General features: G+C 39.3%; 12 protein-coding genes and 1 pseudogene. All 13 read right to left on the minus strand.

Going from position 1 to position 12,212, the window contains the following annotated elements; all coding sequences use genetic code 11:
- Positions 1–157: 157 nt before the first annotated feature.
- The 13 genes and pseudogenes from AC4CU2_RS17390 to rpmH all read right to left on the minus strand — a co-directional run bounded on the left by AC4CU2_RS17390 (position 158) and on the right by rpmH (position 11,540).
- Positions 158–1,168 (minus strand): virulence RhuM family protein, encoded by a 1,011-nt coding sequence (locus AC4CU2_RS17390; protein ID WP_279665808.1) that lies wholly within the window; start codon positions 1,166–1,168, stop codon positions 158–160.
- Between the two features lie 124 nt (positions 1,169–1,292).
- Positions 1,293–1,615 (minus strand): annotated as a pseudogene (gene ssb, locus AC4CU2_RS17395) (single-stranded DNA-binding protein); the annotation flags it as partial.
- Between the two features lie 329 nt (positions 1,616–1,944).
- Positions 1,945–4,398: a DUF927 domain-containing protein gene (locus tag AC4CU2_RS17400; protein ID WP_490769188.1), complete on the minus strand. Its 2,454-nt coding sequence runs from the start codon at positions 4,396–4,398 to the stop codon at positions 1,945–1,947.
- Between the two features lie 73 nt (positions 4,399–4,471).
- Positions 4,472–4,750 carry a hypothetical protein gene (locus tag AC4CU2_RS17405; RefSeq protein ID WP_004697448.1) on the minus strand — a complete coding sequence of 93 codons (279 nt, stop codon included), beginning with the start codon at positions 4,748–4,750 and terminating at the stop codon, positions 4,472–4,474.
- Between the two features lie 2 nt (positions 4,751–4,752).
- The gene (locus AC4CU2_RS17410; protein WP_004803330.1) at positions 4,753–4,875 is read right to left on the minus strand and encodes a hypothetical protein; all 123 of its coding nucleotides are present in this window, start codon (positions 4,873–4,875) and stop codon (positions 4,753–4,755) included.
- Positions 4,872–5,084: a helix-turn-helix domain-containing protein gene (locus tag AC4CU2_RS17415; protein ID WP_004697442.1), complete on the minus strand. Its 213-nt coding sequence runs from the start codon at positions 5,082–5,084 to the stop codon at positions 4,872–4,874. The genes AC4CU2_RS17410 and AC4CU2_RS17415 overlap by 4 nt, the downstream gene beginning before the upstream one ends.
- 3 nt (positions 5,085–5,087) lie before the next feature.
- Positions 5,088–5,324, minus strand: coding sequence for a helix-turn-helix transcriptional regulator (locus tag AC4CU2_RS17420; protein ID WP_004697440.1), 237 nt, complete (start codon positions 5,322–5,324; stop codon positions 5,088–5,090).
- A gap of 654 nt (positions 5,325–5,978) precedes the next feature.
- Complete coding sequence (locus AC4CU2_RS17425; protein ID WP_201706966.1) at positions 5,979–7,226, minus strand: tyrosine-type recombinase/integrase; 1,248 nt, start codon at positions 7,224–7,226, stop codon at positions 5,979–5,981.
- Positions 7,227–7,428: 202 nt separating this feature from the next.
- The gene (gene mnmE, locus AC4CU2_RS17430) at positions 7,429–8,784 is read right to left on the minus strand and encodes a tRNA uridine-5-carboxymethylaminomethyl(34) synthesis GTPase MnmE (protein ID WP_490769189.1); all 1,356 of its coding nucleotides are present in this window, start codon (positions 8,782–8,784) and stop codon (positions 7,429–7,431) included.
- Between the two features lie 99 nt (positions 8,785–8,883).
- Positions 8,884–10,647 carry a membrane protein insertase YidC gene (gene yidC, locus AC4CU2_RS17435; protein WP_004697434.1) on the minus strand — a complete coding sequence of 588 codons (1,764 nt, stop codon included), beginning with the start codon at positions 10,645–10,647 and terminating at the stop codon, positions 8,884–8,886.
- 5 nt (positions 10,648–10,652) lie between these two features.
- Positions 10,653–10,973 (minus strand): membrane protein insertion efficiency factor YidD, encoded by a 321-nt coding sequence (gene yidD / locus AC4CU2_RS17440; protein ID WP_004977726.1) that lies wholly within the window; start codon positions 10,971–10,973, stop codon positions 10,653–10,655.
- Between the two features lie 9 nt (positions 10,974–10,982).
- Positions 10,983–11,372: a ribonuclease P protein component gene (gene rnpA / locus AC4CU2_RS17445; RefSeq protein ID WP_039890852.1), complete on the minus strand. Its 390-nt coding sequence runs from the start codon at positions 11,370–11,372 to the stop codon at positions 10,983–10,985.
- Positions 11,373–11,405: 33 nt separating this feature from the next.
- Positions 11,406–11,540 (minus strand): 50S ribosomal protein L34, encoded by a 135-nt coding sequence (rpmH, locus tag AC4CU2_RS17450; RefSeq protein ID WP_000831329.1) that lies wholly within the window; start codon positions 11,538–11,540, stop codon positions 11,406–11,408.
- Positions 11,541–12,212: the final 672 nt, after the last annotated feature.

Here is a 12,212-nt window from a genome sequence, read left to right on the forward strand (position 1 = left end):
TGTCTTATCTTTTCTTCTAAGGTTTTCTTTTTCATTAGTTCAACTTCGTATATCAAAATGTTAATCCAATTTAATAGAATACCCTGTTTAAGATGCTAGCTGCGAATAGTGGCATCAACCAATAAAAAGCCCCCTATTAAGGAGGCTATTCAATTATTTATTTTTTCCGTTGCTTAGCTATTTGTTTAACATCCTTAATAGCCTCCTGAAAATGCCTCTCTACTGGTGTTTGATAATTTATGTATTGTTGCTTGTACTTTGCATGTTCTAACTGTGCTTTTTGCTTAGCTTGAGCTTGTGATATTTTTCCAGCATGAGTCAAAATTTCACGATCGGAAGCCATTAAAAACTTATCTAATTTAGCTATCCAATCTTTCATGTACATAGCTGTACCGTTGATAGCCTGTAACTCTGCAAAATCCAAATACATAGTTACTAAGCGATTAAGAACATCCATTTCTTTTTCATTAAGATAATTTTTCGCTATCGTAATATCTTTCGACTTTGGATGCCCTTCACCTAAAAAGCTCGTCATTCCCATATTAGGTTTACTGCCATCTACACGGGCATATACAACTTCCGCAGCAGTGTGCCCATGCGCTGCCCAGTGCATCTTATTTTGAACAGTTTGAAAAAAATTTTTTGACTCAGCCACTTTAGGGTCATAATCCACACTCGTTGCATATATCTCTAAAATTTTCTGATAAAAAAGTTTTTCCGATGCTCGAATATCCCTAATACGAGCTAGCAACTCATCAAAGTAATTATTATTTCCACCGTTTTTAAGTCTTGCGTCATCCATAGCAAAACCTTTAACGATAAATTCACGTAAAACCTTTGTTGTCCATATACGGAATTGAGTTCCTCGTTGTGATTTAACTCTATAACCTACTGAAATAATTACATCTAAATTATAGTGCTGGGTGTCGTAGCTTTTACCATCGCTAGCAGTTATTCGGAAATTCCGAATAACTGAATTTTGATCAAGTTCACCCTCATCAAAGATATTTTTTAGATGTTCATTAATGGTGCTCACACTCTTTTGAAACATTTCAGCCATTTGCTTTTGAGTGAGCCAAACTGTTTCATCTAAAAGCCTGACATCAATTTTTAATTCGCCATCCTCAGATGCATATAGGATAAATTCACCTGTATTACTATCAGACATTAAGCCGTCCTATTTTTTGAAATTTTTAAAAAATATTCAGTAGAATATAAACACTTTAAACTTGTTCATCCAGTTCTTAAATTTAGTGCGAATATTTGATAAATCAGACATCAATTGCCAATCAAAGCAACTGCAATACATCTGCCCTAATCTCTGTTACCTCCCGATCTACGCCGTTTTGGTCTTTCCATTTCCGTGTACGCAATGAACCCTCAATATATGCCTTACTGCCTTTCTTGAGGTACTTACTGGCAACATCCGTTAAACGTCCGTTGGTGGTGATTCTATGCCACTCTGTAGCCTCTTTGCGCTCACCAGTGGTTTATCTTTCCAAAACTCAGAAGTTGCTACGCTGAAAGTGATAACGCTTCCACCATTGGGAAATTGTTTTGTTTCAGGGTCACGACCTAATACACCCATGACAATTGCTTTATTTACGTTTGGCATTTTTTTTTCTTATGCTATTGGCTCATGTATATGTCTGTTTTGAGGTGGACATGGTGGAAAAAGTGGACTAAATTAATTATCTACATGTTTTTAAATAATTAATTTAGTCCACCTGTATATAAATATGAATAGTAAAAAAGTGGACATTAAAAGTAGATGAGGTGGACAGGATATTTTACTTTGAATCGTGTCCACCTTATGTCCACCTATTAAAATAGATAAACTTATATAAAGTGGACATATTAATAGCTATATATAACAATAGATTAGATTTAAATATTACCACTATGTCCACCTTGTCCACTACGTCCATCCTATAAATAGTATTCTCAGATTTCACTATCTAGGTTTTGCATGGCTTCTGCGCTGAAATGCATCATACGTGGGCGTGTACCATCGGGCAGGGTGTTGCTGGATTTCTTTACATACAGCTTTTTATCACCTTCAATAAAGCCTTTAATCCAGCCATATTTAATTAATGCCTTTTTGACGCTAGCCTCATTCATCCCAATACACATTTCCTTTTTAAACATGATTGGGGATACCAAGTAGACTTTATCTTTAGGGTCATAGTAACCAACACGGTTATGAATCCTTTGGCGTAGCATGTCACAATCTGCCTGTCTGATTCTGGTTATATCCTCAAAACGGCTGGTGCCATTGGCTTCAAAAAATGCTTTGATATGCTCAAGGGATTTCGTTTCTTCCATGTTCTCGCCGTGGCCTAGATTACCCAGCCATGTATTAAAGCAATGTGCTATTGCCTCAAATGCACGGCCTTTCATCCATCCTGTAATGCCTGCCAGTGTGGCCAGTTCTCCAGCAGTGGCCACTAGTGCAAAACGGCGTAAAACACGGCTGGCTTGGCCATTCTTGATTTGGCTGTGTTGTTCAATAAAACTGTCTAATAGAACTTGGGCCTGTTGCATGACAGCATCTTTATCTTGGGTCAGATACTCCAACCATTTAATCCCTGCATGGCCATAGTGCTGTGATGCCAGCTCATTAATACGGTTGCCTATATCTTGTGGAGCTGTACCATAGTTAATGCAGTCAAATACGCCGTATCCTTTACCAGCATCACTGGGAATATGTGCAAAGCGTAGTAATAGCCCTGCATCCAACTCTATACTGCCACGGCGCAAATGCTCCTCAAGAGTGACTTCACCCGTAGAGGTATACATCAGACTGAATTGCTTGGTATCACGGTTTTTGCCTGCCTTAGTACTTCGGGCCTTGCCTTGTCCACCAGTCAGCATATAGACAATATCAGACACAGCTTTAGGTGCCGCTTGGCGCAGTTCATCTAGGTTTAAAAAACTATCATTTCTCAATTCTGCTTCATTCTCTAAAGCATTGTCAGTGGTGCGCCATGACTTAGAAATGTGCTTTGGATTACCCCATATACTGCATGAGGCCTTGGTGATAGTACTTTTACCATCAGTTGATGAGCCATAGAGATGAAACCCACCACTTTCAGCACCTAGAGGTAAAACTAATTGCCCAGAAAAGGCACTTGAGAATGCCAGCACCGCTAATGCATGGGGTTCAATTAATTGGCTTAATTTCTGCCATTCTTCAAAGCTCCCCGAGACGGTATAAGGGCTTTTATTGTCACTGTGAAAGAGCAGCTCCTCATCTTCAATGCTACCGTAGGTTTTATTGGGTGTAGCAAAGCATCGGCCATGCCACCCCGCACGCTCTACACAGCGAAAGCGTTGCTCTATCGGGTAGTCCTGAATGTAGTTGATGAATACATTTTTCTTATTAGCTTGGCGTGGTGGCATCAGGCCATGATTAGCAATTATCTTTAAAGCTTCTTGAGCTTCCCCCATGAAATGCTCATAAGGTATCAAAAGTCGGTGTAGGGTATTGTCCTTGTCATGGAACTGAATAACCCGCTTCCAGTTATCATTATTCGGACTTCTTGCTTCACCTAAAATAATAGCTGAATGACAGATAAAAGTACGAGTCTGTTTAAGCTCCCCATCTCCATCCCTTGTTTCTTTGATCAAATAAAGCCCCGTCTCCATGATATGTAAATATGCGCCGTCATCCATTTTGAAAGGCTTGGCCAAATGACCTTTAGGTAACAAACTCAATTTCGGTAGTTGCTCTATGGCCTCATCAATAAATGCAGTTACGTCCTCTTTGCTATCAGTTTTTAATAGCTCAGTCAGAAACTCAGCTCCCATAATCGTTTGATACTGGTTCAATAATCGGACGTTGGTATTCTTTTCGAGGCTTTGAAAAGCTTCAAGACGAATATGCTCAGGACGTACTGGCATATAAAGCTGTGTATAGCCTGCCTTTTCCAACTGGTGAATTACGAAATGCATTTGCTTAAAGTCAAATGGCTTAAGTGCTACTTGTTTGGCATTGCATACACTGGGTAATACTACTAAAGCAACGGCATAACCTGTTTGAGCAATCTTAAAGAATGCCTCTAGGTTATAGGTGATGATGATAGGCTCTGCATGGTCAAAATGACCATAGAAGGCAAGGCCTTTGGCCAATCCATCAGGCAGGGCTTGAACCTGTTGTTTATCTTGTAGTACAGCACATTGCACAAGATTTAATTGACCATCATAGATAGGTAGAATCAAAGGATTGTCATAGCTCACGCCGTTTATATCTACATCGTATTGGTCAACATAGATCGGCTGTGCTGGACTACCAAAACGCTGAATGATGGGGTGATTTAGATATGTTTCATCCGGTGGATTTAGCAATGTGCAATTTGCTAAGATGGTATCGGGTTTGATGGGGGCAGTGATATTCATAGTGTCACCGCCTTTCTATCTACTTCCGCACCAACCTTTAAACCTTGGATGGTTTGAATTCGATTAAACAAAATTAAACCTCTCCACTTTCAAAAGCTAAAGGTAGAATTTGTTCAATCATTTCTAGTTTTGTTTGAAGTTCAACAATCAGATTGGCAATAATTTTTGCGTCAATCATTAACTCGTTTCCATTCTTAAAACATTGAAAAGTAGCGACAGAAATATTCTTCGCACCAGATATCAACTCAAATGCAACATCTTGAGCATTCAAATGATTTGCTTCAGGGTGTGGTATAAAAAAGGCACTAGCATTTGACGGTGGAACATAGTCATTTTTAATTTGATTAGACATGATTAGCCCCATACCTTTTTAATCATTGAAGAAATACGCTGGGTCAAACTTTGCTTATGTGCAAAGTCAATAGATTGGATACGCTGACGCGTAATTTGATGAATTTTACTAGTAGATTGACTCATGCCTGCACCTCTTTTAATTCATATCGTGCATGAGTTGCTTTGTTGTTTGAATTAGGTTCTCTATGAGTGACTATGTCATAGCCAATATTGCGTAAACACTTAATAACAGCACTCAAACGGTAGCAATTAAAGTATGTAATAGCTTCGGTTTGGCTCAATGTCTTACCACTTTTCAAGTAATTTAAAACTTGGGTTTGATGGTTTTGCATGATTTAAACCTCCATCATTGCAATGGTGGCTTTATGACTCGCTATACGATCACTAATCCACTGGTCGACCTCTGACTCGATCCAAGCGACACGGCGTATAGATATCTGTAAGGACTGTGGAAAATCACCTTTCTTCATCAAGGCGTAAATGGATGAAGTGCAAAGCCCTGTTTTAGTTTGTACTTCTTTACGGCGGATTAGACGTTGGTTTTCGGTTTGTTTATTTTTAGATGCAGTCATCTAAACATACTCCATTCATGGAAATGCCTAGACACAAACTTGGTCACTAGAATAAAGTAGTCTTTTTATTCGTTATACGCATAGCTATTTACAAATATTTAGATATGCATCACTGAAAATTAATTTCAGTATTATTCTCAAGAGAATAAAATGGTATGCTAACTATTCGTAAATGCATAACCTTGTTTAATTATTGGGCTGTGCATATAATTTTTAAACTGATTACATTTCTAATATCTCTTAGTCTTGTGTCGTGGTAGACAAGGTTTAAAAATTAATGGCTCTTGGTAATTGACGTTACTAAGGCCACATGCTTCACAAAAAAGATCAAGTATTTGCCTACTTGGTCTTTTTTTCTTTATTGAACTCATTGAAGTTAATGAACTCTCTGTAACTCATTGAACTCGCTGTAACTCTATAAGAGTCATAATCAAATTACTACCCACATCAAAATTTCTAAAAAATCCCTTCAAGCGCTCAACACATCAAAAATCACACTATTTAAGTACTTCGCTGTTTTAAAAAATGCTCACCAAAAATCGTATATGCTTGAGTTTTATAAAAATATAAGTATTTGTTTTTTATAAACAATATGTTCAAATGAACAATATTGTTCATTTGAACATATTGTTCACTGTTACATTATTTTACAATTCAAATGCCCTTATATTTCTTAGCCTCATTAAAAAAGATCAAATTGTGCTCGTAAATTACCCCAAAAATAAAATCACTCCACTTTTGAAGCATGTTTGTACGCTCTTTTTCATATTTAGCCTTGTTATAAACCCCTCTAACACCTTTTACTGTGTGGTTTAAACACGCTTCAATTGCATCACTATTAAAACCTTGTTCATTGAGATGTGTACTCGCTGTACGACGTAAATCATGCACTGTAAAGTCGGGAATATCTGTTAATGCCAGTGCTGACTTTTGCGCCGTGTTAAAAGCGTTATGGCTGATATGTGTACCGCGCTTACGACCAACAAATACATAAGGCTCATCGCCTGCAATTGTTTTTAATTCCTTGAATATCTCAATCACTTGATCAGACATATAAACAACCATTTCTCGGCTCTGGCCTGTAGTGCTGTCCGCTTTTGTTTCAGGAATCAACCATATCCGTTGTTCAAAGTCGATATGCGCCCATTTTGCTCTCAATAGTTCCGATTTACGCACTAAGGTAAGTAATGCTAGTAATAAGCCTAATTTTCTCGGGTGATAAATACGTGAGTTCAAAAGGGTGGTGTAGTAAGTGCGGATTTCACTGGTGCTTAAATATCTGTTTCTCGCTACGGCTCTATAAATATGACGTGTAGGGATTGCTAATACTGGATTATATTGGACAAGCCCAAGTGTAATTGCGTAATCAAACATACGCTTTAACAAACCTCTGACCTGATTAGCAGCAGCATCAAAACCTTGATCTTTCTTACGCCATATCACACGGCGCACATCATCAGCACTGATCTGATCTAAAGCGATATGTCCTATCATTGGATAAATATCGTTGCTCAAACACAGAATCATATTGTATGGGTTTTTACGCTCTTTCTTAATGACTTCGTTTAAATAGCGTTCACCGTAGTCACTGAATAAAACACTGGTGACTTTATTATTCTTACTCTGTTTTGGTGAAATACCTTTAGCAACTAATGAAGCAGATTCATCACGTAACTGTCGTGCTTCTTTAAGAGATAAATCAGGATAACGCCCCAATACAAATCGTTCCTGTTTGCCATGCAGTGAATAACGATACCACCATGACTTAACACCAGTCGTTGTTATGTCTAAAAACAAGCCATTCGCTACCGTGTCTTTCGCGGTATATCTCTTTACACCAGCTTTTAGATTTTTGATTTCCCTATCTGTCGAAAAAACTATCTTTTCTGCTTGTTTCATCATTTAGTCACCATCTAAAAAAATACAGTCACAGTTAAGCTTGTGACTTTTTAGTGACTAAAAAAATCATAGCACTAGATGAACGTATAGAACACATTGGAATAATAAAAAGTCATTAAAAAAGCACTAAGCTATTAAAACTTAATGCTATTTAATTATCATTGGAACTTATTAGAACTTATTAGAATATTGGTTTAATTTTAAATTACTTTCCAATACAGAATGATCCAAAAATTTTCCCAAGCAAATCATCCGCACTAAAGTCCCCTGTAATTTCACCGAGGGCATTTTGCGCCAAACGTAGCGACTCTGCGACCAACTCACCTGCGTTATACACCACCAATTGTTCACGAGCTTCAGCAAGGTAAAGCTGAGTACGTTTCATTGCGTCTAAATGGCGTGTACGCGCAATAAAGGCATCTTCTTCAGGCTGGAAGCCTGCATGCGCTGTAATCGCTTCTATGAGCGCTTGAACGCCAGTTTCTTGCTTTGCCGAAACCATAATATGACGGAAGCCGTTAAAGTCTTCGATATGCGATGTCGTTTCCATCAAATCACACTTATTGCCTATCAGCATTAAACGTTTCGGTTCAATATGCTCAGCAAAATATTCTTGTGCCAGTTTGAGTGGGTCTTCGCCTTGGCTTAAATCATAGACCAAGAGCAACAGATCGGCTTGCTCAATTTCTTTAATGGCACGACGAATCCCTTCTTTTTCTACAATATCACCGGTTTCACGTAAACCCGCGGTATCGGTTAAGGTAATGGGTAAGCCATTCAGGGTAATTTTTTCATGTAAGACATCCCGTGTAGTGCCTGCAATATCCGTCACAATGGCGCGTTCAATGCCTGCTAATGCATTGAGCAGTGATGACTTACCTGCATTCGGTTTTCCAGCAATCACCACTTGTAAACCTTCACGCAGCAACTGTCCTTGACGAGCCGATTGTTGCACTTGGTTCACAGCAGTTGTAACACCATCTAAAAGATTTAAAATTTTCCCGTCCGCAAGAAAATCAATTTCTTCTTCAGGAAAATCAATCGCAGCTTCCACATGCAAACGTAGATGAATCAATTGCTCCAACACATGATTCACTTTAGTTGAAAATGCGCCTTGTAATGAACGTACCGCAGAACGTGCAGCCGCTTGAGACGTCGCATCAATCAAATCGGCGATCGCTTCAGCCTGTACCAAATCCAGCTTGCCATTTTCAAAAGCACGCATGGAAAACTCACCGGCTTTTGCAGCAATCGCCCCGAGCTCCAACAAACGCCCCAGTAAAGCATTTTGAATGACAGGGCCACCATGACCTTGCAATTCAACCACATCTTCACCAGTAAACGAGTTTGGGTTCGGAAAACAAATCGCTAAGCCCTCATCCATCACCTCGCCAGACGCATCATAAAACTGGCGAAAACCAGCAAAACGCGCTTTCGGTAAGTCTTTTTGAGTCAAGGCCTGTGCAATCTCATATGACTTGGGACCAGATAGGCGAATGACCCCCACACCACCACGCCCAGGTGGTGTTGCAATGGCAGCAATCGTGGTTCGGTTGTACATAACATTCACCTAAAATCTTAAAAGTCACACAATGAAAAATCCGCCTAAGATTACCATCTTAAGCGGATTTATTCAGCTTTTCGCGAAAAGTTGCCTCGATTAACTCGACGCACTTTCCTTATTCAAGCGGTCTTTTTCTACAGATTTGTTGATCAAGGTCTGCTGAATAATCGTGATACTGTTGTTGACAATCCAGTACAACACGAGACCCGCAGGGAAGAACAACATAAAGACTGTGAAAACAATCGGCATGATTTTGAAAACTTTCGCTTGCATTGGATCAGCCGGTTGTGGATTTAAAGACTGCTGAATGAACATCGTTGCGCCCATTAACAGCGGTAAAATAAACCACGGATCCATCGCTGACAAATCTTGAATCCAAAGTAACCATGGCGCATGACGAAGCTCAACAGACTCCATCAACACCCAGTACAACGCAAGGAAGATTGGCATTTGTAATAACAATGGCAAACAACCCGCAAGCGGATTGACTTGTTCACGTTTATACAGTGCCATCATTTCTTGAGAGAAGCGCATACGGTCTTCACCGAACTCTTCTTTCATACGCTGCATTTCAGGTGCAATGACACGCATTTTCGCCATTGAGCGATAGCTCTTAGACGACAACGGCCAAAGAATCAGTTTCACCAAGACCGTTAACAAAATAATTGCCCAGCCCCAGTTACCCACTAAACCGTGGAAGAACTCAAGACCCAAGAACAATAATTTAGCAATTGGCCATAACCAACCATAATCAACAGTTTGGTTTAAACCTGTTGCGAGCTCTTTTAACTCAGATTGAACTTTCGGACCTGAATAGAAGGTCGCGTCAATCTCAGCCACTGTACCAGCAGGTACAGTAATCGTCGGTGAAGTAAAACCAATGATATTCATATCATCCGTTGACTTACGCGACTCTAATTTCGCGACATAAGGTTGACCATTGGCTTGCGTCAATTTTAAGTCACCTGGAATCCAAGCACTCACAAAGTAGTGCTGAACCATAGCAACCCAGCCGCCTTTCGCTTCAACATTCAATTTTTCTTCATTGAAGTTAGCAAATTTAAGCTTGTTATAATGTTCTTCAGGCGAACCCCAAGCACCACCTAAGAAAGTGCCCAGCGTGAAAATACCTTGATCCGATTTGCCTGGATCATCAGAGTTGTCACGTTTGAGTTGACCAAACATTTGACCCTGCCAGTTTTGACCACTGCGGTTCACCACTTTATGGTTCACAACAACAGGATATTCACCTTGCTTAAAGGTAAAGGTTTTAATGATTTCCACACCATCAGCTGTTTTCAGTACCATCGGTACGGTTAACACTTTGATACTTTTTCCATCTTCAGTTTGAACCGCTTTGGCATCATTTAATGTATAAGCAGATTTTTCAATCTCATACATTGGACGACCGCTACGGTTACTGTCTGGACCATTAAGACCAATTAAACCAGACTGCGCCACATAAGTACGTTTTGCATCACTTTCAAGCATGACAAATGCTTCGTTACTGTCTTTGCTCTTGTCATGGTTTAACAATTCAATACGAACAATATCACCACCTTTAGGATTAATCCAAAGATGATAAAGGTCAGTTTGTACTGAAATAAGCTGTTGATTTACAGACGCTTTTGCTTCTGTAGCTGGTTGCTGAGTCGCGATATTTGCTTGTGGCATATCAGACGCTGCTGAAGCCGTTTGAGCATTTGGCAAATCTGCAGATACTTCATGTGAAACTGCTGCAGCCTGTTGTGGCTGTGGCTGAGTCTCAGCATGTCCATAATCTTTTTGCCAAGCCAAAATGAGCAAATAAGCGACAACAAACATGGCCCCGAGAATGGCAAACCTGGCCCATTGTTGCATATCGATTACCCCAAGTGGTTAGAGTGATTTTGGTTCAAGAAACAATCACGAAAGGGTACAGCAACCAGATGCTTTTGAGAATCTATTTGCTGAAAAGAGATAAAACGAATCCTTTTGTTTGGAACAGGGTCATACCCCGATCCACCCCAAGGATGGCAACGGCAAATACGTTTAGTAGCCAACCACACACCACGCACAGCACCATGTGTATGGACTGCTTCCAATGAATATTGAGAACATGTAGGGATATAACGACAACGCGGTCCAAGTAAAGGACTAATCGCAATTTGATAAAATCGAATTAACCAATGCAGTAACCGGACCATTGGCCATCTCTACTTTTGCAGGGAGGGAGCTATTTTTTGATGCTTTTTGGCAAGACGTTGTAATTTTTGCCAAGCAAATTGTAATTGCTGGTGCAACTCTGCATTAGGCACTGTTTCTATCCCCATTTTAGGCATAACCACAATATCTAAAGTTAATTGCTGTTGATGCAAGCGAAAACTTTCGCGAGCCAAACGTTTTACTCTATTTCTTTCGTGTGCACGACGCACTTTCTTTTTAGCAACAACAATACCCAAACGACTTTGAGGTTGTTCGGTCAGTTTTGCTAGAAATAAGAAATGGGGCTGATGCACTTTAAAAAGCGCACCATCGAAGACACTTTTATAATCGGCAGCACAGCGAATACGAACCTCTGTGCTGAAGCCATAAAGTGTAGTCATAACACCCAAAATCGTTTAAGCGTTAACTATTAATTAAACAGTTAAGCTGTGACGACCTTTTGCACGACGACGAGCTAATACTTGGCGACCAGCTTTAGTAGCCATACGAGCACGGAAACCATGAACGCGCTTACGCTTTAATTCAGATGGTTGGAATGTACGTTTCATATCGAAACTCCAAAAATGATCATTCAATGAAGGTTCGCGAGTTTAGTGTTCATTGCTTGAGCTGTCAATGGAAAACCGATTTTCTTGTGAAATTAAGCCTTTTTATTTGTAACAGCAGTTTGAGCTTGCTCTTTTCTCGAAAACATTTAAACAACTGCACTTTTTCCTTATACACAACCTAGATTATTGTTTATTAAAGTGATATAAGTTACCAACAACATTACCCACACAATTATCCACAAGTCTTTAAATTCACCTGCTGTGCATGTTTTTAAATTTAAATTCATTTTGGATCTCCAGTTATCCCCAGAAAACAGGTCTCTTATAAATAAATTCAAATTTATAAATTTAAATTTATTACTATTAGGGCGGTCTTTTTCTGTGGAAATGACGCTTTTTTAATTATAAAACAATAAAATATGGTGTGGATAAGATTGTTTTTATAAAATTAATAGTTTGTGGATAACTTTGTGCTATATTCTATCCACAGTTTGCGGATAAACTTATCCACACCAGTGTTTGAATTTAAATTTATTTTCATAAGCAGGCTTTTTGAGCAATATCTGCAGAATTTTCCATGACAGATGTGGATAACTTGGTTAGAATGGCGACCCGCTTCGGTGGGTACATAGTGTTTTTATTAATTATCGATGGAATGAATAGGGGTTTCAC

The organism is Acinetobacter sp. 797_lipA (assembly GCF_058243025.1).

Coding starts and splice junctions, on each gene's coding strand:
- AC4CU2_RS17410 (WP_004803330.1), bottom strand. CDS start 4,875: ATGAGTCAATCTACTAGTAAAATTCATCAAATTACGCGTCAGCGTATC.
- rnpA (WP_039890852.1), bottom strand. CDS start 11,372: ATGACTACACTTTATGGCTTCAGCACAGAGGTTCGTATTCGCTGTGCT.
- yidD (WP_004977726.1), bottom strand. CDS start 10,973: ATGGTCCGGTTACTGCATTGGTTAATTCGATTTTATCAAATTGCGATT.
- mnmE (WP_490769189.1), bottom strand. CDS start 8,784: ATGTACAACCGAACCACGATTGCTGCCATTGCAACACCACCTGGGCGT.
- AC4CU2_RS17420 (WP_004697440.1), bottom strand. CDS start 5,324: ATGACTGCATCTAAAAATAAACAAACCGAAAACCAACGTCTAATCCGC.
- AC4CU2_RS17405 (WP_004697448.1), bottom strand. CDS start 4,750: ATGTCTAATCAAATTAAAAATGACTATGTTCCACCGTCAAATGCTAGT.
- AC4CU2_RS17415 (WP_004697442.1), bottom strand. CDS start 5,084: ATGCAAAACCATCAAACCCAAGTTTTAAATTACTTGAAAAGTGGTAAG.
- AC4CU2_RS17425 (WP_201706966.1), bottom strand. CDS start 7,226: ATGATGAAACAAGCAGAAAAGATAGTTTTTTCGACAGATAGGGAAATC.
- AC4CU2_RS17400 (WP_490769188.1), bottom strand. CDS start 4,398: ATGAATATCACTGCCCCCATCAAACCCGATACCATCTTAGCAAATTGC.
- yidC (WP_004697434.1), bottom strand. CDS start 10,647: ATGCAACAATGGGCCAGGTTTGCCATTCTCGGGGCCATGTTTGTTGTC.
- rpmH (WP_000831329.1), bottom strand. CDS start 11,540: ATGAAACGTACATTCCAACCATCTGAATTAAAGCGTAAGCGCGTTCAT.
- AC4CU2_RS17390 (WP_279665808.1), bottom strand. CDS start 1,168: ATGTCTGATAGTAATACAGGTGAATTTATCCTATATGCATCTGAGGAT.